At 74.3% G+C, this 21704-nt stretch carries 20 protein-coding genes and 1 pseudogene; 11 read left to right on the forward strand and 10 right to left on the reverse strand.

What is annotated here, in order from left to right; genetic code table 11:
- On the reverse strand, window positions 1-2261 hold a 2261-nt coding region (locus ACZ7C5_RS19035), incomplete at its 3' end, for a choice-of-anchor A family protein (RefSeq protein ID WP_470323036.1).
- 281 nt (window positions 2262-2542) lie between these two features.
- On the opposite strand from ACZ7C5_RS19035, the gene ACZ7C5_RS19040 reads away from it, so the two are divergent.
- Window positions 2543-2812: a ferredoxin reductase domain-containing protein gene (locus tag ACZ7C5_RS19040; protein ID WP_401086307.1), complete on the forward strand. Its 270-nt coding sequence runs from the start codon at window positions 2543-2545 to the stop codon at window positions 2810-2812.
- A 26-nt stretch (window positions 2813-2838) separates the two neighbouring features.
- Here ACZ7C5_RS19040 and ACZ7C5_RS19045 read toward each other — a convergent pair whose 3' ends face one another.
- Window positions 2839-4386: a PTS transporter subunit EIIC gene (locus ACZ7C5_RS19045; RefSeq protein ID WP_470323037.1), complete on the reverse strand. Its 1548-nt coding sequence runs from the start codon at window positions 4384-4386 to the stop codon at window positions 2839-2841.
- A gap of 31 nt (window positions 4387-4417) precedes the next feature.
- A complete protein-coding gene (locus tag ACZ7C5_RS19050; protein ID WP_470323038.1) occupies window positions 4418-5017 on the reverse strand; it encodes a MarR family winged helix-turn-helix transcriptional regulator in 600 nt (199 codons plus the stop codon).
- Between the two features lie 186 nt (window positions 5018-5203).
- Here ACZ7C5_RS19050 and ACZ7C5_RS19055 point away from each other — a divergent pair, with 186 nt between their 5' ends.
- From ACZ7C5_RS19055 to ACZ7C5_RS19075, 5 genes are all read left to right on the forward strand, one after another.
- Window positions 5204-6403: a cytochrome P450 gene (locus tag ACZ7C5_RS19055; protein WP_470323039.1), complete on the forward strand. Its 1200-nt coding sequence runs from the start codon at window positions 5204-5206 to the stop codon at window positions 6401-6403.
- Window positions 6404-6492: 89 nt separating this feature from the next.
- On the forward strand, window positions 6493-6690 hold the full coding sequence (locus ACZ7C5_RS19060; protein ID WP_401086320.1) for a ferredoxin: 198 nt from the start codon (window positions 6493-6495) through the stop codon (window positions 6688-6690).
- The gene (locus ACZ7C5_RS19065) at window positions 6687-7886 is read left to right on the forward strand and encodes an NAD(P)/FAD-dependent oxidoreductase (RefSeq protein ID WP_470323040.1); all 1200 of its coding nucleotides are present in this window, start codon (window positions 6687-6689) and stop codon (window positions 7884-7886) included. Before ACZ7C5_RS19060 ends, ACZ7C5_RS19065 begins: the two co-directional genes overlap by 4 nt.
- A gap of 246 nt (window positions 7887-8132) precedes the next feature.
- The gene (locus ACZ7C5_RS19070) at window positions 8133-10031 is read left to right on the forward strand and encodes an MFS transporter (RefSeq protein WP_401086326.1); all 1899 of its coding nucleotides are present in this window, start codon (window positions 8133-8135) and stop codon (window positions 10029-10031) included.
- On the forward strand, window positions 10028-10477 hold the full coding sequence (locus ACZ7C5_RS19075; RefSeq protein WP_401086329.1) for a MarR family winged helix-turn-helix transcriptional regulator: 450 nt from the start codon (window positions 10028-10030) through the stop codon (window positions 10475-10477). Before ACZ7C5_RS19070 ends, ACZ7C5_RS19075 begins: the two co-directional genes overlap by 4 nt.
- Before the next feature lie 37 nt (window positions 10478-10514).
- On the opposite strand, the gene ACZ7C5_RS19080 is transcribed toward ACZ7C5_RS19075, so the two are convergent.
- A complete protein-coding gene (locus ACZ7C5_RS19080; protein WP_401086332.1) occupies window positions 10515-11717 on the reverse strand; it encodes an enoyl-[acyl-carrier-protein] reductase FabV in 1203 nt (400 codons plus the stop codon).
- A 329-nt stretch (window positions 11718-12046) separates the two neighbouring features.
- Between ACZ7C5_RS19080 and qcrB the strand changes: the two genes are divergently transcribed.
- Window positions 12047-13756 carry a cytochrome bc1 complex cytochrome b subunit gene (qcrB, locus tag ACZ7C5_RS19085; protein WP_401086335.1) on the forward strand — a complete coding sequence of 570 codons (1710 nt, stop codon included), beginning with the start codon at window positions 12047-12049 and terminating at the stop codon, window positions 13754-13756.
- Here qcrB and ctaF read toward each other — a convergent pair.
- From ctaF to ACZ7C5_RS19100, 3 genes are all read right to left on the reverse strand, one after another.
- Complete coding sequence (gene ctaF / locus ACZ7C5_RS19090; protein WP_470323041.1) at window positions 13722-14117, reverse strand: aa3-type cytochrome oxidase subunit IV; 396 nt, start codon at window positions 14115-14117, stop codon at window positions 13722-13724. The two genes, qcrB and ctaF, sit on opposite strands and share 35 nt — an antisense overlap.
- A complete protein-coding gene (ctaD, locus tag ACZ7C5_RS19095) occupies window positions 14114-15829 on the reverse strand; it encodes an aa3-type cytochrome oxidase subunit I (RefSeq protein WP_401086340.1) in 1716 nt (571 codons plus the stop codon). The genes ctaF and ctaD overlap by 4 nt, the downstream gene beginning before the upstream one ends.
- 197 nt (window positions 15830-16026) lie before the next feature.
- The gene (locus ACZ7C5_RS19100; protein WP_470323042.1) at window positions 16027-16668 is read right to left on the reverse strand and encodes an L-threonylcarbamoyladenylate synthase; all 642 of its coding nucleotides are present in this window, start codon (window positions 16666-16668) and stop codon (window positions 16027-16029) included.
- Window positions 16669-16923: 255 nt separating this feature from the next.
- Between ACZ7C5_RS19100 and ACZ7C5_RS19105 the strand changes: the two genes are divergently transcribed.
- Window positions 16924-17265 carry a hypothetical protein gene (locus tag ACZ7C5_RS19105; RefSeq protein ID WP_401086345.1) on the forward strand — a complete coding sequence of 114 codons (342 nt, stop codon included), beginning with the start codon at window positions 16924-16926 and terminating at the stop codon, window positions 17263-17265.
- Between the two features lie 85 nt (window positions 17266-17350).
- Here ACZ7C5_RS19105 and ACZ7C5_RS19110 read toward each other — a convergent pair whose 3' ends face one another.
- Together ACZ7C5_RS19110 and ACZ7C5_RS19115 are read right to left on the reverse strand one after the other, a co-directional pair.
- Window positions 17351-17506: a DUF6131 family protein gene (locus tag ACZ7C5_RS19110; RefSeq protein WP_401086348.1), complete on the reverse strand. Its 156-nt coding sequence runs from the start codon at window positions 17504-17506 to the stop codon at window positions 17351-17353.
- Between the two features lie 170 nt (window positions 17507-17676).
- A complete protein-coding gene (locus ACZ7C5_RS19115) occupies window positions 17677-19200 on the reverse strand; it encodes a threonine/serine exporter family protein (RefSeq protein ID WP_401086351.1) in 1524 nt (507 codons plus the stop codon).
- 298 nt (window positions 19201-19498) lie between these two features.
- Here ACZ7C5_RS19115 and ACZ7C5_RS19120 point away from each other — a divergent pair.
- Together ACZ7C5_RS19120 and ACZ7C5_RS19125 are read left to right on the forward strand one after the other, a co-directional pair.
- Window positions 19499-19801 (forward strand): annotated as a pseudogene (locus tag ACZ7C5_RS19120) (plasmid stabilization protein); the annotation flags it as partial.
- Between the two features lie 52 nt (window positions 19802-19853).
- Complete coding sequence (locus tag ACZ7C5_RS19125; RefSeq protein ID WP_470323043.1) at window positions 19854-20000, forward strand: hypothetical protein; 147 nt, start codon at window positions 19854-19856, stop codon at window positions 19998-20000.
- Between the two features lie 46 nt (window positions 20001-20046).
- Here the strand turns inward: ACZ7C5_RS19125 and ACZ7C5_RS19130 are convergent, their stop codons facing one another.
- A complete protein-coding gene (locus ACZ7C5_RS19130) occupies window positions 20047-20709 on the reverse strand; it encodes a TetR/AcrR family transcriptional regulator (RefSeq protein ID WP_401086356.1) in 663 nt (220 codons plus the stop codon).
- A 284-nt stretch (window positions 20710-20993) separates the two neighbouring features.
- Between ACZ7C5_RS19130 and ACZ7C5_RS19135 the strand changes: the two genes are divergently transcribed.
- The gene (locus ACZ7C5_RS19135) at window positions 20994-21587 is read left to right on the forward strand and encodes an SRPBCC family protein (RefSeq protein ID WP_470323117.1); all 594 of its coding nucleotides are present in this window, start codon (window positions 20994-20996) and stop codon (window positions 21585-21587) included.
- The last annotated feature ends 117 nt before the right edge of the window (window positions 21588-21704 follow it).

A 21704-nucleotide genomic window follows, 5' to 3' on the forward strand; every position in this document is an offset into this window, starting at 1 on the left:
AGGTCCGCCGCCGAACACACACCCGACGCCGGGGTCACACACGGGGCCCCCACGGTGGTGTCCGGGTTGATCCCGATGGTCTGAAGGCCCGTGACCCCGTTGGTCTCGTGCCACAGCTGGAAGGTCCCGCCCGCCAGCGCCAGCCCCGTCGCGGAGTCGACCTTGTGGACGGTGGTGGACGCGGTCGGCGCGACGGTCCTGGTGTCGGCGACGGTGACCGCGACGTTCTGCCCGTCCAGGGCGAGCACGACCTGGGTCACGGTGTTCGCCGGCAGGTCGTACCCGGGCGGAGCCGCCGTCTCCTGCCAGTAGTACGTGCCCAACGGCAGCTCATTCGCCGAACAGACACCCGACACCGGCGTCACACACGGAGACCCGACGGCAGTGTCCGGGTTCGCACCCGAGGTCTGAAGCCCAGCGACCCCGTTGGTCTCGTGCCACAGCTGGAACGTCGCCCCCGCCAACGGCAGCGACGTGACGGAGTCCACCTTCGTCACACTGGTCGAGGCGGTCGGCGCGACGGTCGCGGTGTCGCCGACCGTCACCGGGACGGTCTGCCCGTCCGTGGCCAGCACGACCTGGGTCACGTTGTTCGCGGGCAGGTCGTACCCGGGCGGCGCCACGGTCTCCTGCCAGTAGTACGTCCCCAGCGGCAGGTCGCTCGCCGAGCAGACACCCGACGCCGGGGTCACGCACGGCGCGCCCACCGCGGTGTCCGGGGTCGCACCCGTGGCCTGCAACCCGGGAACGCCGTTGGTCTCCTCCCACAGCTGGAACGTCGCCCCCGCCAACGGCAGCGAGGTCGCGGAGTCAACCTTCGTCACGGAGGTGGACCCGGTCGGAAGGGCCGTCAGCGTGTCCCGGACCGTGACCGGGACGGTCTGCCCCGCGGTGTCGAGGACCACCGTCGTCACCGCGGGCTGCGGCAGGTCGTACCCGGGCGGAGCCGCTGTCTCCTCCCAGTAGTACGTCCCCAGCGGCAGGTCGCTCGCCGAGCAGACACCCGACGCCGGGGTCACACACGGCGCGCCCACCGCGGTGTCCGGGGTCGCACCCGAGGTCTGCAAGCCCGCGACCCCGTTGGTCTCGTGCCACAGCTGGAACGTCGCCCCCGGCAACGGCAGCGAGCTCACGAAGTCGACCTTCGTCACACTGGTCGAGGCGGTGGGGGCCGGAGCGCCGCACTCCGGGAGGTCGCCGTTGAAGGGGTAGGCGTGGAACTCGGTGCCGGTCATGCCGCCGCCGGAGTTCTGGAGCAGCGAGCCGGTGGTGAAGAACCGTCCGTTCAGGCCGGGCAGGCTCATCGTCGCGTTGCTGGCCGGGTTGCCGACCAGCACGCTGCCCTGGAACTGCCCGGATCCCTTCAGGGTGACGGTCGTCGCGGTCGGGAAGTTCCACAGCAGGCGCTCGCGCAGCTGGTTCAGGGGGTCGGTGTCCACCAGGCTGCCGCTGAAGGTGTTGATGGTGCGGGCGCCGCCCGTGAGGTTGACGAGCACCGTCGCGTTCGCGGGGATGCCCGCGAACGTGATGCCCTGGGCGCCGCCGCCGTTCCCCACCAGGTCGAAGTCGACGTCGAAGACCTGGAGGGTGGAGGTGCCGTCGCCGGTGAACAGGGTCTCGAACCCCAGGTTGACGGCGGTTCCGGTGGGAGGACGGGGTGTGCCGACCCCGGCGTAGCACTCGCTCGCCGTCTGCAGCTGCCCGCGCAGCGGCGTGTAGGCGGCCACGGCCTGCGGGTCCTGGACGGTCGTGCCGGTGATGGTGCCGGTGGCCGTGCCCGCGTAGCGGACGACGCCGCCCTCGGCCAGGAGCGTCTGCCCCGGGGCCACGGTGACGTTGCCGCCGGCGGTGAGGAAGTCGGCCCCGTCCGGCGGGGGGACCCGTGAGCCGACCCCGACGATGCCGATGTTGTACACGGAGCTGCCGCCGGCGGCCTTGTTCACGTCGAAGTTGCCGAGGGTCACCACGTGCCCCTCGGCCTCGGCGGCCGACTCCCTGGCGAGGAAGTCGCCGCCGACGAAGATGTTCACGCCCTCGTCGCGGCCGGCGAAGGGGCCGTTGTTGATCGGCGGGAAGGTCGCCGGGCAGTCCGCGCCCAGGCAGGGCCCGAGGCCTCCCGGGAGGCCGGCCGCGGAGGCGGCCGTCGGTGCGATGAGCGACATGCCGAAGGGGACGAGCGCCAGGGCCAGGGCGGAACCCACCGCCCTGCCGAGTCGGCGTCTCCAGGTGACGGCGGTCGCCGGATTCTGACTGGGCTTCACCTCAGTCCTTTCATCATATGAATGCGGCACAGCCCTCGGAGTGTGCGCAGCCTGAGCGCCGGGCAGCGGTGACACGCGGGCGGTTTCGCCTGAACGCCGCGCCAGGTGCACCCGATCGGACGCACCGGCCGACGGCGGACGCGGCCGCCGGCTGGGTCTGCCGGCCCCGGATTGGGGCCCTCCGGCCCTGATGTCCCGTCAGTGGCGTTCCCATCCTGGACTCGTCGGGGCCCGTACCGCCGCCTCGTCCGAACGACACCACGAGTCCCCGGAGGACCCGCATGTTCTGCTTCCAGTGCGAACAGACCGACCGCACCGGCGCCACCCCCGGCTGCGCCGGTCCGATCGGCAACTGCGGCAAGGATTCCCCCACTTCGGACCTCCAGGACCTCCCGGACCTGCTGGCCGCCGCCCTGCCCGGCCTCGGCGGCGGCACACCGGACCTGTACGTCTGCGGACCGCCGCCGCTGGTCGACGCCGTCCTGCGCGCCGCCGCACGGGGCGGGGTGCCGCCGGAGCAGGTGCACCGGGAGCGCTTCCTGGCGACCTGACCCGCCCCGCCCCCGACCGGCCCCGATCAGCCCGGGCCGTCGCCGATCCCCTCGGCGGCGGCCCGCCGCTGTTCCGGGCTCCCCTCCGCGGCCGCGTCGGCGGCGGCTGCCGCGTACTCGGCGAGGGTCTCGCGGGTGAAGCCGAAGAACCAGGTGGCCAGGAAGCCCGCGAGGTAGCCCGTCAGCAGTCCGCCGCCGTAGACCGCGGCGCTCGCGAGGAGTCCGTGCGATCCCGCCAGCAGCGGGAAGAGCGCCCAGCCCGAGGGGCCGATGGCGGTGGAGCCGACGGCGCCGCCGAGCTGCCCGGCCGCCCCGACGAAGGCGCCGCCGGCCGCGCCGCCGACGCAGGCCGTGACGAAGGGGCGCCCCAGCGGCAGGGTGACGCCGTAGACGAGCGGCTCGCCGACGCCGAGCAGTCCCGCCGGGAGGGCGGACCTGATGGTGGCCCGGATGGAGGCGTTGTGGCGCAGCCTCAGGTAGACGGCCACGGCGCAGCCGACCTGCCCGGCGCCGGCCATGGCGAGGATCGGCAGCAGCACGGTGGAGCCCTGCTGCTGGATCAGGGTGGTGTGGATCGGGATCAGGGCCTGGTGCAGGCCGAGCATGACCAGTGGCAGGAAGAGGCCCCCGAGCACGAGTCCGGCGAGCAGGCCGCCGTGGTCGAGCAGCCAGGTGGCGGCGTGGCCGATGCCGGTGGAGATCTCCCCGGCGACGAACATCAGGCCGAACAGCGCGGCGAGCCCGCCGAGCAGCACGGTGACCGTGGGGGTGACCAGAACGTCCAGGGCGGCGGGCACCAGCCGGCGGGTCCAGCGCTCCAGCCGGACGGCCAGCAGCGCGGCGCCGAGCGCGCCGACCACGCCGCCCTGCCCGGGCGTGAGGTGGTGGCCGAAGGCCTCCACCTTGGCGACCCCCGCGTAGACGATCACACTGGCCACGGCCCCGCCCAGGACGGGTGTGCCGCCGAACTCCTTCGCCGTGTTGTAGCCGACGAACACGGCGATCAGGGACATGAATCCGGAGGAGACCGGCCCCAGCGCGGTGACCAGCGCCGGGGCCCAGCCGAGGTTGGCGAGGGCGCCGGAGAGGCCGGCGACGATCCCGCAGCCGATCAGCGCGGGGATCAGCGGGACGAAGATGTCGGCGATCCGGCGCAGCGCCAGTTTCACCGGGGTCGCGTTGCGCGCCCGGGCCCGCGCCCGGATCCGTTCGCCGCGCCCGGCGAGGTCCCCGGCGGTGGGGGCGGCCCCCGGTTCGGCCCGTGCGCCGGCCCCGGGCTCTCCCCCGACCCCGGCCCCTGCCCCTGCCCCTGCCCCGGCAGTGTCCAGGAGCCGGCGCAGCTGCCCGGTGACCCCGGCGACGGCGGCGGGGCCGAGGACGATCTGGTAGGTGTCGTCCTCGACCGTGCCCAGGACGGCCGGCAGCGCGCGGAGCGCCTCGGTGTCGGCCAGGGCGCGGTCCGCCAGGCCCAGCCGCAGCCGGGTCATGCAGTGGGCGACCGAGCGGATGTTGGCGGCGCCACCGACCAGCGGGAGGATCGCCTCGGCCACGGCGCGGTTCTTCTCGTCCGACATGCCGGGTGACGTACCCGGGTGCTCCCCGGGCTCAACCGCCCTCGTGCGCGCCGGCGCCGAGCCCGGCCACCGCCTTCGGGGGGCGGGCGGGCCCGTCCGCCGCGTCCGGCAGCGGGGCGTCCTCGGCGCGCATGGTGGTGCGCACCCGGTGCACGTAACGGTCGATCAGGTGGCGCAGCACGCTGACGGTGGCGGCGACGTCGTGCTCGGGGACGCCGTCCAGCGCACTGGAGAGCCCGGCGATGTTGGCCTGTTTCAGGCGGTCGAGCAGGTCCCGTCCGTCGGGGGTGATGGCCACCCGGCGGGCCCGCCGGTCCAGCGCGTCCTGGGTGCGTTCCACCAGTTGCTGGCCCTGGAGGCGGTCGATCTGCCGGGTGACGTGGGAGGGCTTGACCATCAGCCGGTCGGCCAGGTCGCTCACCCGGCTGGCGCCAGCGCCCTCGGCGAGCGCGCGCAGCAGGTAGACGTCCGAGCGTGCGGCCGTGATGCCGGCTCTGGCGGTGCGGCGCTCGTGCTCCTGCGAACGCGTCAGCAGGTAGGCCAGCGCTGCCAGGACGGCCTCCAGGCCGTCCAGTTCGGGGGCGGCGGTGCGGTCGTCATCGGGTTCTTCGGCTTCTTCGGCGTCCGACATGGAGGAACTGTAGCGATCCGGTTCGGACGGCGGCCCCGACGGGGAGCCGCGACCGGATTTCGGACAGATTCGGCCGACGCCCGGAACGCCCTTCCGTCACCACGGAACGCGAGCTAGCGTGACGGTCAGTTAGTTGCTTTGGGCACGTAAATACGCCCGGTTCAACTCCGAGAAGGGGATTCACCGATGGCCACCGCCGAGAAGACCCCACGCTTCACCCACCCCGCCGCCCGCGACACCTGCCCGTTCGACCCGCCGGCCGCCTACCAGGAGGCCCGGCAGGAGGAGCCGGTCAGCCGCGTCAGCCTGTGGGACGGCTCCACCAGCTGGCTGGTCACCCGCCACGAGGACGTCAAGGCGGTCCTCTCCGACGCCCGGTTCAGCTCCGACTCCACCCGGCCCGGCTTCCCGTTCCCCAGCGCGGGCGCCCGGCAGCTGAACACCGGCCGGCCCACCATCATCCGGATGGACGACCCCGACCACGCCCACTTCCGCCGGATGCTGACCGGCGAGTTCATGATCAAGAAGGTCGAGGCGCTGCGCCCCGAGATCCAGCGGATCGCCGACGACCTGCTGGACAAGATGACCGCCGGACGCTCCGGCGCCGACCTGGTCCGCGAGTTCGCCCTGCCGCTGCCGTCCCTGGTGATCTGCCTGCTGCTCGGCGTCCCCTACGAGGACCACGACTTCTTCCAGGACTGCAGCCGCGTCCTGCTGCGCCGCTCCTCCGCCGTCGAGGACGTCGCCGCGGCCCAGACCAAGCTGGTCGACTACCTGGTCGAGCTCACCGAGTCCAAGCGCACCCGGCCCGACGACGGCATCCTCAGCCGCCTGGTCGAGCGCGGCGAGCTGAGCACCGAGGAGATCGGCGGCATGGGCCGGCTGCTGCTGGTCGCCGGGCACGAGACCACCGCGAACATGACCGCGCTCTCCGTGCTCGCCCTGCTGCGCAACCCCGAGCAGCTCGACCACCTGCGCGCGCACCCCGAGTCCGTTCCCGGAGCGGTCGAGGAGCTGCTGCGCTACCTGAGCATCGTGCACTCCGGCCTGACCAGGGTCGCCACCGAGGACGTCGACCTGGGCGGCGTGCGCGTCTCGGCGGGCGACGGCGTGATCTGCATGGTCAGCGCCGCCAACCGGGACGAGCAGAAGTTCCCCGGGGGCGACGAGCTCGACCTGACCCGCGACGCCCGCCGCCACCTGGCCTTCGGCTTCGGCGTCCACCAGTGCCTCGGACAGCCGCTGGCCCGGCTGGAGTTGCAGATCGCGCTGACCACCATCCTGCGCCGGCTGCCCGGACTGCGCCTGACCGTGCCGTTCGAGGAGGTCCGCTTCCGCGGCGAGATGCTCGTCTACGGCGTCCACGAGCTGCCCGTCGCCTGGTGACCGTGCTCCCCGGAGCCGCGCCGGCCACACCAAACCACCATCCCCGCAACGGAGTTCGATCCGACCGGGGCCGTCCCGAAGGGAAGACCATGCTCGTCCGGATCGACCAGGAGAAGTGCTGCGGCGCCGGGAGCTGCGTGCTCGCCGCCCCCGACGTCTTCGACCAGCGCGACGAGGACGGCATCGTCGTCCTGCTCGACGCCGAACCGCCCGCCGGCCTCCACCAGGCCGTCCGGGACGCCGCCGCGGTCTGCCCGGCCGCCGCCATCCTGCTGGAGCAGGTGTGACCGCTGTGCGGGACGTGGCCGTGGTCGGCGCGGGCGCGGCCGGGCTGCACGCCGCCGAGGCGCTGCGCCGGTCCGGCTACGACGGCCGGCTCACCCTGATCGGGGCCGAGCAGGAGCCGCCGTACGACCGGCCGCCGCTGTCCAAGCACCTGCTCGGCGGGGAGTGGCAGCCCGACCGCCTCGCGCTGCGCGCCCCCCGGGCACTGGACGAACTCCGGCTCGACCTGCGCCTGGGGGTCACGGCCGAGCACCTGGACCGCGGGGAGCGGACCGTGCGGCTGTCCGACGGCCACCGGGTGCGCTGCGACGCCGTCATCGTGGCCACCGGGGTCCGCCCGCGCCGGCTCCCCGGCGCCGACGCACCGCTGGCCGGGGCCCACGTGCTGCGCACCCTCACCGACGCCCTCGCCCTGCGCGAGGAACTGCGGGCGGGCGTACGGCTGTTGGTGGTCGGCGGCGGACTGCTCGGCGCCGAGGCGGCGGCCACCGCCGTCGGACTCGGCGCCGAGGTGACCTGGCTGGCCTCCACCGCCACACCGCTGGCCGCCGTGCTGGGCACCGAGACCGCCGCGCTGCTGGCCGGCCTGCACCGCGAGCACGGGGTGCGGATCCACCGGGGCGTGGCCGCGGCGCTGCTCGAACGGCGCGGCCGGGCCGCCGGCGTCCGGCTGGCCGACGGCGGCGAACTGACGGCCGACGCCGTGCTGATGGCTGTCGGGTCCGAGCCCGCCACCGAGTGGCTGGCCGGCAGCGGCGTCCCGCTGGACGACGGCGTGGTCTGCGACGCCTACTGCGCCGCCGGCCCCGGCGTCTGGGCGGCCGGCGACGCCGCCTCCTGGCCCGACCCGCGCACCGGCCGCCGGCGCCGCCTCGAACAGCGCACCAACGCCACCGAGCAGGCGACGCACGCCGCCCGGAACCTGCTGGCAGGACCGGACGGCGCCCGGCAGGCCTACCAGCCGGTCCCGTACCTGTGGACCGACCAGTACGGGCTGCGGGTCCAGGTGTTCGGCCGGCCCGGCGGCGCCGAGCGGTTCGAGGTCGTCGACGGCAGCCTCGACGAGCACCGCTTCGCCGCCGTCTGCGTCCGGGACGGCCTGGTCACCGGCGCGGTGGGGATCGCCGCCGCCCGGGCCCTGCGCGGGCTGCGCGCCCATGTGGCCGCGCACGGCCCGTGGCCGCCCGAGGCGGCCTGAGGACCGGGCCGGTCCCGCACACCGCTCACCGACCGCCCGCCGCTCCCGCCCGCCAACCGGGCGAGGCGGCGGGCGGACCGGCCCCCCGGCACTGACCGGCCGCGCCCCCGCACTCCCCCGCACCTCCCCCACCCCTTCGGCGCCCTACCGGCCGACCGGCTCCCGCCCTATCGTTAGGTGACGGAAGCTATCGAAATCCCACTCCGACCCGCCGGCCCAGGCCCGGCCGGCCCGCAGGAGGCAGCGGTGGCGACACGACTCTCCGGCGGCGGCAGGACCGGGCGGCCGCGCCCGGCCCGTACCGCTGTGGACGCGGACCACCCCCGGTACAAGTGGGTGGCGCTGTCCAACACCACGCTCGGCACCCTGATCGCCACCATCAACGCCTCGATCGTCCTGATCTCGCTGCCCGCGATCTTCAACGGCATCGGCCTGGACCCGCTCCGGCCCGGCAACGTCAGCTACCTGCTGTGGATGCTGATGGGCTACATGCTGGTCACCGCCGTGCTGGTGGTCACGCTCGGCAGGCTGGGCGACATCCACGGCCGGGTCCGGATCTACAACGCCGGCTTCCTGATCTTCACCCTCACCTCGGTGGCCCTCTCCCTCGACCCGCTGCACGGCGGTCCTGGAGCGCTGTGGCTGATCGGCTGGCGGGTGGTGCAGGCGGTCGGCGGCTCGATGCTGATGGCCAACTCGGCGGCGATCATCACCGACGCCTTCCCGGCCAGCCGGCGCGGCACGGCCCTGGGCGTCAACGTCGTCGCGGGCATCGCCGGATCGTTCATCGGGCTGGTCCTGGGCGGGCTGCTCGCCGAGTGGAACTGGCGGTCGATCTTCTGGGTCAACGTGCCGATCGGGCTGCTCGGCACGGTCTGGGCCTACCGGTCGCTGCGCGACACCGGGGTGCGCAAGCCCGCCCGGATCGACTGGTGGGGCAACCTCACCTTCGGCGTCGGCCTGACCGCCCTGCTGGCCGCGATCACCTACGGCATCCAGCCGTACGGCGGCCACACCATGGGCTGGACCAGCCCGTGGGTGCTGGCCGGGCTGTTCGGCGGAGTGGCGCTGCTGGCTGTCTTCTGCCTGGTCGAGTCCCGCACCGCCGAGCCGATGTTCCCGCTCTCGCTCTTCCGCGACCCGGTCTTCGCGGGGGGCAACGCGGCCACCCTGCTGGGCTCGATCGCCCGCGGCGGACTCCAGTTCATGCTGATCATCTGGCTCCAGGGCATCTGGCTGCCGCTGCACGGCTACGACTACGCCGACACCCCGCTGTGGGCCGGCATCTACCTCGTCCCGCTGACCGTCGGGTTCCTGGCCGCCGGACCGGTCGCCGGCTACCTCTCGGACCGCGCCGGGGCCCGGCTCTTCGCCGCCGGCGGGCTGGTGGTGATGGCGTTCTCCTTCGCCGGGCTGCTCCTGCTGCCCACCGACTTCGGCTACCCGTGGTTCGCCGTCCTGGTCTTCCTCAACGGCCTGGGCGGCGGCCTGTTCGCCGCCCCCAACACCTCGCTGATCATGTCGAGCGTGCCGGCCGCCGCGCGCGGCGCCGCCTCCGGCATGCGGGCGACCTTCCAGAACGCCGGCATGGTGCTGTCGATCGGCGTCTTCTTCTCCCTGATGGTGGCCGGGCTGGCCGGCTCGCTGCCGCACACCCTCACCGCCGGGCTCACCGCCCAGGGCGTGCCCGCCGCCGACGCCCACGCCATCGCCTCGCTGCCGCCGGTCGGCACCCTGTTCGCCGCCTTCCTCGGCTACAACCCGATCCAGCAGCTGCTCGGCCCGCAGGTGCTCGACCGGCTGCCGGCGGACAACGTCCGGGTCCTGACCGGCCGGGAGTTCTTCCCGCAGCTGATCTCCGGGCCCTTCCACGACGGGCTGGTGGTGGTGTTCTGGCTGGCGATCGCGATGTCCCTGGTCGCGGCGGCCGCCTCGCTGGTCAGCGAGCGGCCGGGGCGCGCCGCCCCGCGCGCGGCCGCTGCACGCGCCGGCACCCCGGTGGCCGTACCGCCCGCCGACGAGCCGAGGGCCGGCGAGCGGGAGGCCGCCGGACAGCAACCCACCCGCCCGCCCGCCGAACGACCGGACAAGCGACCGGCCGAGCCCCCGACCATCCGGCCGCGCCCCGAGGAGCCCGGGCCGTGAGCGCCGACGGCGGCGGGCTCTCCGCCGAGGCCGTGGTCAGGCTCCGCCTGGCGATCGGCCGGCTCAACCGCCAGCTGGTCCGCGCCTCCGGGGACCAGGACCTCACCGCCGCCCAGCTCTCCGCCCTGGCCAGGGTGGAGCAGCACGGCCCGCTGCGGCTCGGTGAACTCGCCGCCCGCGAGGGCGTGGCGGTGCCGTCCCTGGTCCGCACGGTCGCCCCGCTGGTCACCGGAGGCCTGGTCGCCAAGACCCCCGACCCGCAGGACGGACGCTCCCAGCTGCTCGCGCCCACCCCGCTCGGTCTGGAGACCCTCGCCCGGATCCGCCGTGAGCGCACCGCCCTGCTGGCCCGCCGCAGCACCCGGCTCAGCCCCGAGCAGTGCCGCGCGCTGGAGAGCGCCCTTCCCCTCCTGGAACTGCTCCTCGACGAACCCGGCGCCCCGTGACCCGGCCCCGGGCCCGGGGGTGCCGCCGGAGCCCGGGCTACCGCTGCCCGCCGGGCCAGGCCACCGCGGTCTCGACCCCGGTGGTGTAGTCGACGCCGGGGACGTCCCAGCCGTACAGCTGCCGGAACTGGTTGTAGAACCAGGCGGCCCCTGCCGGGTCGGCGGCCAGTGCGGCCGCCGGGTCGGCCCACAGCTCCCGTACCCGGTCCTGGACGCCGGGGTCCAGCTCCCAGCCGTCCAGCCGGATGCGGCCCCGCTCGTCCAGGGTGAGCTCCTTCGCCCCGGTCAGCTGCTCCCACAGGTCGACGGCCTGGTCGTCGGTGGTGCGCCAGCCGTCCTCGCCGAGGACGTTGCGCAGCAGCGAGGTGTAGAGGGCGATGGAGGGGATCGCGGTGGACGCCTGGGTGACGGCCGCGCCGGCGACGACGGTGAACGCCCGGCCGCGGCCGGCCAGCAGCCCGGTCTGCAACTCGCCCGCGCTCGCCTCCAGGTGCTCCTTGGCGGAGCCGATGGTGCCCTGCCGGTAGACCGGCGCGGTGATCTCGGAGCCGACGTAGGACAGGGCCACGGTCGTGAAGCCGGGGCCGAGCAGGTCGCTGTCGGCCAGCGCCCGCACCCACAGCTGCCAGTCCTCGCCGCCCATGACCTTCACGGTCGCCGCCTGCTCGGCCTCGTCGGCCGGGGTGAGCTCGACGGTGCCGATCTGCGGGGCCCCGTCGTCGAAGAGCAGGGACGGCGAGGTGTACGGGGAGCCGAGCGGCTTGATCACCGAGTGGTGGACCTCGCCGGTGGCCGGGTCGGTGCGCCGGGGCGAGGCCAGGGAGTAGACGAGGTAGTCGACCGGGCCGTAGCGCTCGGTGAGGAGCCCGATGACCTCGGTGCGGGTGGCGTCCGCGTACGCGTCGGCGTTGACGAAGGTGAAGTCGCCCCCGTCCCGCTCGACCAGGTCGGCGACGGCCGCCGTGCGGTACCAGCCGGCGGTGGCGGTGCGCCGCTCGGTGGCGGGCGTCTCGTAGGCGACGCCGACGCCTCGGATGCCCTGGCGGCGCAGCCCGGCGAGCAGGAGCGCCAGGCCGTATCCGGCGCTGGCTCCGAGGACCAGGGCGACCGGGGCGCGGCCGGCCGGGGCCTCGGGCCCGACGCGCTGCCACAGGCGGTCGGCCGTGGCCCCGCTCCCGGCCGGGTGGGAGTTGACGATCAGGTAGCCCCGCTGCTTGGGGGTGATCTGCTGGATGCTCACTCGGTGGTGCCCTCTTCCGCTCCGGAGACCGTGATCAAGATGCCGGTCGTCCGGAGCCTATCCGCGCCGGTGGCCGCCGCTTTTGCCACCGCGTCACGGAAGATCCGGCGGGCACTTGTCGGAGGTCGCCATTGCGGTGGGTGTCCCGCTTCGGCTACCGGGCAACCCGGCGGGCGCCGGGCCGCACCGGAGAGTCCGGCACCGGACCGGCCGGTACGGGGCCGGACGGCCGCGCCCGTTCCCCCGTTGGAGTGCTCTGCCGCCGCCCGCCGACGCCACCGCAGCGCTCGACCGCCCCGCGCGCGACGAGGGCCACTAGGTTGCCCGCCATGGACGAAACCAGGGCTTCGAACGGGCGCCGGCCGTCCGCCGGCGAGCGCGTCGCGACCCGCCTGGACGGGCGGCTGCCGGTCATGGAGTCCGGCCGGGAACTGCTGCGCAAGGTGTTCCCCGACCACTGGTCGTTCCTGCTCGGCGAACTCGCGCTGTACTCCTTCGTCGTCCTGCTGGTGACCGGTGTCTACCTGACGCTCTTCTTCCGGCCGAGCATGGGCGAGGTCGTCTACCAGGGCTCCTACCTGCCGCTGCGCGGGGTGCCGCTGTCCGAGGCCTACGAGTCCACGCTGCGGATCAGCTTCGACGTACGCGGTGGACTGATGGTTCGTCAGATTCACCACTGGTCGGCGCTGTTGTTCACATCGGCGATCTGCGTGCACCTGCTGCGGGTGTTCTTCACCGGGGCGTTCCGCCGCCCGCGCGAGCTCAACTGGGTGATCGGGGTGACGCTGTTCAACCTCGCGCTGCTGGAGGGCTTCTCCGGCTACTCGCTGCCCGACGACACCCTCTCCGGCACCGGCCTGCGGATCGCCGAGGGCGTGCTGCTCTCGGTGCCGCTGGTCGGCTCGTACCTCACGCTGTTCGCCTTCGGCGGCGAGTTCCCGGGGAACGAGATCGTGCCCCGGCTGTTCACCGTGCACGTCCTGCTGGTCCCCGGCCTGCTGCTCGCCCTGATCGGGGCCCATCTGACCCTGGTGGTGGTGCTGAAGCACACCCACTGGGCCGCTCCCGGGCGCACCAACCGCAACGTGGTGGGGATGCCGTTCTTCCCCCAGTTCCTCACCCGCACGACCGGTCTGCTGTTCACGGTGGGCGGCGTCATGGCGCTGTCGGCCTTCCTCGCCGAGATCAACCCGATCTGGCGGTACGGGTCCTACCGCCCCGACGTCGTCGCGACGGGCGCGCAGCCGGACTGGTACATCGGCTTCATCGAGGGGGCGCTGCGGCTGATGCCCGCCGCGGAGACCAGGGTGTTCGGGCACACCGTGTCGTGGAACGTGCTGCTGCCCGCCCTGGTGGTGCCCGGCCTGCTGTTCGCGGCGCTGTACGCCTACCCCTTCGTCGAACGGTGGCTCGACCCCGGCACCGGCGAGCACCACCTGTGCGACCGGCCGCGCAACAAGCCCACCCGCACCGCGCTCGGCACCGCCGGGATCACGTGCTACGCCGTGCTGCTGATCGCCGGCGGCAACGACGTGATCGCCTACGCCTTCGGGCTCTCCGTCAACGCGCTCACCGTGGCGCTGCGGGTGGCGCTGATCCTGCTGCCGCCGGTGGTCTTCGTGCTCACCCGGCGGCTCTGCCTGGCCCTCCAGGCCCGCGACCGGGACCGGCTGCTGAACGGCGACGAGACCGGCCGGATCGACCAGTCCATCGACGGCGGCTTCACCGGCCACCACCGCCCGGTGCCCGCGGCCGAGCGGTACGTGCTGCTGGCCCGCGCCGTGCCGGAGCCGCTCGCCGCCCCGCGGGGGGCTCCGCGACACGAGCGGGTACGCGCCGCGGCGAGCAGCTGGTTCCACCGCGACCGGGTCGAACTCCCGGCCGGAGAAGGGGAGTCGGAGCTGATCGCGAAGGTCCTCAGCGCCCCGGCCCACCCCGCTCCCCCGGCCTTCCGCCCGCCCGCCCCCGCCACGGGCGGGCCGCTGCGGCGGCTGCTGCGCCGCCTCAGCCCTCGCCGTGGTCGCGGTACTGGAAGATGAAGCCGCCGACGGCGAGCGCGAGCACCAGCGCGCCGAGGACGATCAGCCACCGGGCGAAGACCAGGCCCAGGGCGAAGACCGTCAGGCCGGCCGCCGTCAGCACCGGGTAGCCGCTGCGGGCCGGGAAGAACCCCCTCGGCCCCGCGGCCTCGGCGATCTCGGCCTCCTTGCGGTCCTGCGCCCGGCCGCCGCCGCCGCGCTGGTGCTGGACGAACCAGAACAGCGCGATCAGGCCGGACATCAGGAACGCCACCGTCAGGATCGCCTTGCCGGCCGGCTCCCGGGCCCAGAACCCGTAGACCAGCCCGGTCACCGCGAAGAACGCCGTCATGACGGCGAACAGCCACCCCTCCGCCTTCACCGCCCGCTCCCCCGCTCGCCGCCGCGGCCGCGCGGCACTGCGGCGGTGACGCCCGTCGGCTCCTCCGCGGAGACCTCCGGGTGGTGCAGGTCGAAGGCCGGGGACTCGGAGCGGATCCTCGGCAGCGTACGGAAGTTGTGCGGCGGCGGGGGGCTGGAGGTGGCCCACTCCAGCGACCGGCCCCAGCCCCACGGGTCGTCCTCGGTGACCCGGGCGCCGTGCCGGGTGGTGGTCCAGACGTTGTAGAAGAACGGCAGGTTGGAGACCCCGAGCAGGAACGAACCGACCGAGGCGCACACGTTCAGTGCCGTGAAGCCGTCCACGTCCAGGTAGCTCGCGTAGCGGCGCGGCATGCCCTGGGCGCCCAGCCAGTGCATCACCAGGAAGGTGGTCTGGAAGCCGACGAACAGGATCCAGAAGTGCACCTTCCCCAGCTTCTCGTCGAGCAGCTTGCCGGTCAGCTTCGGCCACCAGAAGTAGAAGCCCCCGAAGGTGGCGAACACCACCGTGCCGAACAGCACGTAGTGCAGGTGGGCCACCACGAAGTAGCTGTCCGTGACGTGGAAGTCGATCGGCGGCGCCGCCAGCAGCACCCCGCTCAGCCCGCCGAACAGGAAGGTCACCAGGAAGCCGATCGACCACAGCATCGGGGTCTCGAAGGACAGCGAGCCGTTCCACATCGTCCCGATCCAGTTGAAGAACTTCACCCCGGTGGGCACCGCGATCAGGAAGGACATCATCGAGAAGAACGGCAGCAGCACCTGGCCGGTGGCGAACATGTGGTGCGCCCACACCGACATGGACAGCGCGGTGATGGAGACGGTCGCACCGATCATCCCGAAGTAGCCGAACAGCGGCTTGCGGCTGAACACCGGGATGATCTCGCTGATGATGCCGAAGAACGGCACCGCGACGATGTACACCTCCGGGTGGCCGAAGAACCAGAACAGGTGCTGCCAGAGCAGCGCCCCGCCGTTCGCCGCGTCGAAGGCGTGCGCGCCGAACTTGCGGTCCGCCTCCAGGCAGAGCAGCGCCGCCGTCAGCACCGGGAAGGCCAGCAGCACCATGACCGAGGTGAACAGCACGTTCCAGGTGAAGATCGGCATCCGGAAGAGCGTCATCCCTGGCGCCCGCAGGCAGGTGATGGTGGTGACGAAGTTGACCGAGCCCAGGATGGTGCCGAGGCCGGCCACCACCAGGCCGAGCGCCCACAGGTCCCCGCCGGCCCCGGGCGAGAACAGCGGCCCGTTCAGCGGCGCGTAGGCGAACCAGCCGAACGAGGGCGCGCCCTGGGTGGTGAGGAAACCGCTCAGCACCATCAGCCCGCCCAGCAGGAAGGCCCAGTAGGTGAAGGCGTTCAGCCGGGGGAACGCCACGTCGGGCGCGCCGATCTGCAAGGGCATGATCGCGTTGGCGAAGCCGGCGAAGGTCGGGGTGGCGAACAGCAGCAGCATGATCGTGCCGTGCATGGTGAACAGCTGGTTGTAGCGCTCGTTGGACATCAGCCCGGTGTCCGGCCCGAGCAGCTGGGCCCGCATCAGCAGCGCGAGCACGCCCCCGACCAGGAAGAAGCCGAAGGCCGTCGCCAGGTACAGGTTCCCGATGACCTTGTGGTCCGTGGTGAACAGCCAGCGCAGCAGTGTGCTGCCCTGCCGGACCCTGGCCCGGGCGCGGTCCCGCTCCCGGGGCGGCGCGGTGGACGAAGCGCTCATGGAACCTCCGCAACGGAGCCGGTGACGCCCCCGGTCGCGGCGCCGACTCCCTCCCGACCAGCGGAGGGCCCGCCCTCGCACGCCATCGCCGACCCTAGCGGCGGCCGCCCCGGCCGCCGGGGCGCCACGCGGTACGGCCCTCCGGCCCGGGGTGGCGCCGTCCCGGACGGCGGGCCGAAGGGCGCTCCTCGGCCGGCTCAGCGCTCCCGCAGGTCCGGGACCACCTCGCGCAGCCGGTCGGCGCCGATCGCGCCGGCCCGCAGCAGGACGGGCACCTCGCCGGTGATGTCCACGATCGAGGACGGCACGGCGGCGGCGGTCGGGCCCCCGTCGAGGTAGACGGCCACCGAGTCGCCGAGCATGCCCTGGGCGGCGTCGCAGTCCTGCGGCGAGTCGTGCCCGGTCAGGTTCGCGCTGGAGACGGCCAACGGCCCGGTGGCGCCGAGCAGTTCGATGGCGACCGGGTGCGCGGGCATCCGCACCGCGACCGTCCCGCCGGTCTCGCCGAGGTCCAGCTCCACCGACTCCAGGTGGCGGGCGACCACGGTCAGGCCGCCCGGCCAGAACGCCTTGACCAGCCCCCTGGCGCGCTCCGTCACCTCGACCAGCCCGTCCAGCGCTTCCGGGGAGCCGACCAGCACCGGCGAGGGCATGTTCCGTCCCCGGCCCTTGGCCTTCAGCAGGCGGTCGACCGCCCGCGGCGCGAAGGCGTCCGCGCCCACGCCGTACACGGTGTCCGTGGGCAGGACGACGAGTTCGCCGCGGCGCACCGCCGCCACGGCCTCGCGCAGCCCGGCTGCGCGCTCGGACGGGTCCGAGCAGTCAAAACGACGAGTCATCAGGGGTCTCCACCGGCGGGCCGCCGGCCCGCCCCGTTCCTCCGGCCCGGCCACCTCTACGACCAGGCACGATCCGGTCAGCCTACCCGTCCGGCTTCCGGCCGCCCGCCGCGCCCCGGTCGGGCTCTCGCCCCTGCTTCGCCCGGTCGGATGCCGTGGCGCCCTCGGCCGCCCGGGTGGCGCGGGGTCGCGGCGGGCCGGAGACGGCCGCCGCCTGCGGGGGCGGGCGGCGGCGGGCGGACGTAGGTTGCGCACATGACCAGTGACGAGACGATCCCGGCCGTGGGGGTGCGCCCGCTGGACGAGGTGTTCGCCGCGATCGACGGGGTCAACCGGCGGCCCCGGCCCTGGACCGGCTTCGAGCACGGCGTGCTCGGCGCCTACCGGTGGGCCGCCGGCGCCCAGGTCGCGGCCCCCGTCACCGCCGCCGCCACGGTCGGCGCCACCGGTCCCCGCCACGCCCAGCTGCTGGCCGAGTGCCAGGCCGCAGCCGTCGATCTCCACCTGGCCAGGAGCCGGGGTTCGGACCACAGCTACCTCCTCGGCGTCCACCGGGCACTGGCCTGGCTCTGCGGACTGCACGAGGACCGCCCCTGAGGCGTCCGGGCGGGCTGACCGGGCTCGGCGTGCTCCTGAAGAGAGGTCAGGCCGCACCGGTTCCCCTTCATCGGAGGGCGGCGTTTCAGTAGTAGTGGCGGCGTCCGCCGACGGCGTGCCCGAGGGCTCCGGCGACCCAGAGGACCAGTCCGATGACGGTCAGCACGAGGCCGATGGTCCAGAGGATCGAGAAGCCGGTGACGAAGCCGATGATGAGCAGGATGACTCCGAGGACGATCACGAGGGTCTCCCTGGTTCGCGGGTGGCTGTCGGCGGGGTGGCACCGGTGGTTCCGACCGGCCGGAGCCTTCCCCGGGGAGCGGGACCGGTCTCGCCCGTCCCGTCTCCACACCCCACGCGTGTACCGCCCCGCCGCCCGGGCAAACCGGCCCGCCGCCTCCGGCTCCGCCTTCACCGACGGTGGCGGCCGCCCCGGTGACGGGGCGGCGGAGCCACCCGGGGCACCGGCAGGAAGAGGCGGGCCAGCTCGCGGCCCAGGTTGACGCCGATGGCGAGGGCCATCGCCATCGCGCAGGCCCGCCCGATGCCGCTCAGCCCGACCTCGGGCTCGCCCCGGACGAAGGCGAGCATCCCGAAGTACAGCACCGAGCCGGGCAGCAGCGGCCCCAGCGCGGCGGTGATGTGCGGCAGCGCCGAGCTGCCCCGGCAGCGCGCCATCAGCTGCCCGGACAGGCCCACCAGCCCGGCGGCCAGCCCGGTCGCCACGATCGGCTCGCCGCCCGCGTTCACCAGCACCCCGTACGTGGTCCAGCCGGCCGCGCTGTTCAGCAGGACGGCCGGCAGCGTGGCCGGCTCGGTGTTCAGCAGCACCGCGAAGGCCAGGGTGAGCAGCACCGCGGCGGCGAGTTGCAGCGGCGGGTTCACCGCCCCTGGCGGGGCCGCCTGGGCGGCGAGGTCGGCGCCGTTGTTGACACCGACGTAGAGCACCGCCATCACCCCGATCACCACACCGGCCATCAGGTACAGCGCTTCGAGCAGCCGGGCGGCGGCGGTCAGGTAGAAGCCCGTCAGGCCGTCCTGGGCGGCCGCCACCATCGGCCAGCCGGGAAGCACCGCGAACAGCCCTCCGGTGATCACCACCGATCCGCGCAGGTGCAGCCCGTTGAACGAGAGCAGGATGCCGATCACGGCGGCCGGCACCGCCGCCACCACGAACTGGTAGAACGCCGGGAGGTCGTGCCGCGCCACCAGGGCCGCCAGCCGCTCGCCCGCGAGCGCGGCGACGACGGCGCTGGCGAAGACCAGCCAGGCCCGGGCGTCGGCCCGGCCGCCGATCAGCAGGGTCGCGGCCCCGGCCATCCCCCCGGAGGAGAGCACGAGCAGCCGGCCCGAGTAGCGGCGGCTGTGCCGGCGCGTGGCCACCAGGCGGGCGTGGGCCTCGGAGACGGCCAGCCCGCCCACGGTGATCGCGGTGACCAGCCGGAACACGGCGGCCAGCCGCGCGTAGTCGACGGCCGGGCGGCGGACGGAGCACTCGGCGACCAGCGAGGGTTCCGAAGGGCCGGGCTGGTAGGAGATCGCCACCCGGGTGAAGGTGACCTGCGGGTCGCAGGGGTGGACCCGGTAGGCGCGTGCGACGGCGAGCATGGCGGCCTCGACGTCCTCCGCCGCCTCCCCGCTGGCCAGCATCAGCTCGCCGACCAGCAGCGCGAGGTCCAGCACCCGGGCCGGTTCGACGCCCGGCAGCGGCTCCGTACCGGTGCCTTCCGGCGCCGGCCGCCGGTCGGCCGTCGGGGTGCGCAGCAGCGGCAGCATCGCGTCGGGCCAGGGGGCCTCGGCTCCGTCGGCTCCGTCGCCCCGGCGGAGCCCCGCCGCCGGAGTGCCGGGCGCCGGGGGCTGGGGTGGCACCCGCTCGGGCCGCGTCGGGCGTCCTTCCCGGCCGGCAGGAGTGCCGAGCTGCTCGTGTTCCGTCATCGCGGCTCCTTGACCCCACCCCCCTCGTCCACTCCGTGCAGCCGGTCAACTACCCGGAGTGCCGCTGCGGCGAACGCGCCACACCCGGCACACCCGTCCGAACCGGAGCACGACCGGCCGTACACGCCCCATCGGCCCGCGCGTGCCGACCCCGGGGGCGGGCCCGGCCGCCGGCGGAGGGGCCCGCGCGGCGTCCCGGACGCCGGGTCCGCGGCGGACGGCGCCGCCGGATTCCCGGCGGCCGTTCCGGGTAGACGCGTCCGCGCAACGACCGTGACCAGGAAGGGAGGCACCGGCCATGCCGCGAGGATCCAGCCCCAAGCGGGAGCGCCAGTACGAGCACATCAAGGAGAGCGCGCTCGACCGGGGCGAGAGCAAGAAACGGGCCGAGGAGATCGCCGCCAGGACGGTGAACAAGGAACGCGCCCGGCACGGCGAGTCGAAGACCGCGAGCCGCACCTCGACCCACGACATCTCCTCCGGCCGCCGCGGCGGACAGCGCTCGCACCGGGGCGCCCAGGGCCCGACCTACGACCAGCTGTACAACGAGGCCAGGCAGCGGGGCGTCAAGGGCCGCTCGAAGATGAACAAGCGTCAGCTGGCCCCACGCACTCGGCCACTGAAACCGGCCGCACCACCCAGGAGGTGTCCCGATGACCGTCCCGTCCCCGCCGGACCCGGACACCCGGCCGGTCCCCCGCCCGGACCCCGCGCCGTGGCCGGGCGAGCCCGAGCCGGCACCGCCGCCGGTCCCGCCGTTCCCGGACCCGGTGCCGCAGCCGCACCCCGGGCAGGCCTGAGGCCGCCCGGGGCGGGTGAGCGGGCCGGCCGGAGCCGTGGCTCCGGTCAGAAGCGCGGTGCCAGCAGGCTGTCCAGCTCGGCGTCGAAGAGCAGCGCGGGCCGGAAGCCCATGCCGGTGAAGTGCCCGGCGAGCTCCAGCGACAGCACGCCGTGCAGGCGGGTCCAGAACGCCAGGAACCGGTGGAGCACCTCGGGCGGGGCCGGCTGCTCGCCCGCCCAGTCCCGGTGGCCCACCAGGTGGGTGGCGAACGGCGCCTGCCCGGCCTCGGGGGTGGCCGGGGAGAGCGTCGCACAGGCGTCGACCAGCGTCCGCATGACCTCGTCGGCGATGGCGGTGGTGTCCTCGGGTGCCTGGTAGCCGGGGACGGGGGTGCCGAAGATCAGGAAGTACCGCTGGGGGTCGGCCAGGGCCCAGCCGCGCAGGGCGTGCGCGAGCCCGGCCAGGTCGGCGCCTTCGGCGGCGGCCGCGCCGAGGGTGTCGGCGAGGCTGCGGTAGGCGTCCCGGACGAGTTCGGTGATCAGCTCGTCGCGGCCGGCGAAGTAGCGGTAGAGCGCGGGGCCGCTCATGCCCATCCGCTTGGCGATCGCGTTGAGGGAGAGCGCCGAGGCGCCGGCCGTGGCGATCTGCTCCCGGGCGTGCTCCTTGACCTCCTCGCGCACCTGGGCGCGGTAGCGCTCGCGCGGGGTGTCCGCGCCCGTCCTCGCCATGGCCTGCCCGCCCTCCGAGTCGTGCGACTACATATCGATGCTTCCGTTAGAAGCTATCACGGAACCTGTTGACCCTCGCCCCTTCGCTGAGTTACAACTTCTAACGAATACGTGGGCCTCTAGCTCACGGACTCCACGGCCGTCCCGACGGCCCACCAGCGAAGGGGAGTTCCATGTCCGCCACCCGCCGCACCGCCACCCGCCGCACCGCCACCCGCCGCACCGCCACCCGCCGCACCGCCACCCGCCGCACCGCCACCCGCCGCACCGGCATCCGCACCGCCCTGCTGACCGTCCCGCTCGCCCTCGGCCTGCTCGGCGCCGCCGTCGCGCCCGCCGGAGCCGCCGGCTCCCCCGGCCCCGGCTCCTCGCTCACCTGCCACGGGGCGGGCGTCGACCCCGCCGCACAGGTCCGCTACCGGACCGGGACCGTGATCCACGCACCGCTGCGGACCGTCTGGCAGCTCCAGACCGACGTGGAGCGCTGGCCGGACTGGCAGTCGCCGGTGCGCAGCGCCGAGCGCCTCGACAGCGGCCCGCTGCACCGGGGCTCGGCGTTCCGCTGGACCACCCCGCTGCCCCCGAACCCCGCCTCGACGGACCCGGTCCTGGAGATCACCTCCACCGTGCGGCAACTGCGGCCCGGCGCCTGCATCCGCTGGACCGGCCCGGCCGTGGCGACGGGGCTGCGGATCGACGGCGTCCACGTGTGGACCTTCACCGAGGTCCCCGGCGGCGTCCTGGTGCGCACCGAGGAGACCCACACCGGCCCGCAGGTCGACGCGAACGTCCCCGCCGCCACCGCGATCCTGCGTCAGGGCCTCGAAGGCTGGCTGCACGACCTGAAGACCACCGCCGAGGCCCGCGCCGCCCGGTAGCCGCCGCTCCGAGCCGTGCGGCGACCGGCGCCACGGGTCGAACCGGGCGCGCGGACCCGGCCGGATCGGCGAGCCGGCGCATGTTTGCGCAAGCCCCGGGCAGACGCGGCCCAGGGC

This window comes from Kitasatospora sp. NPDC036993 (assembly GCF_055607525.1).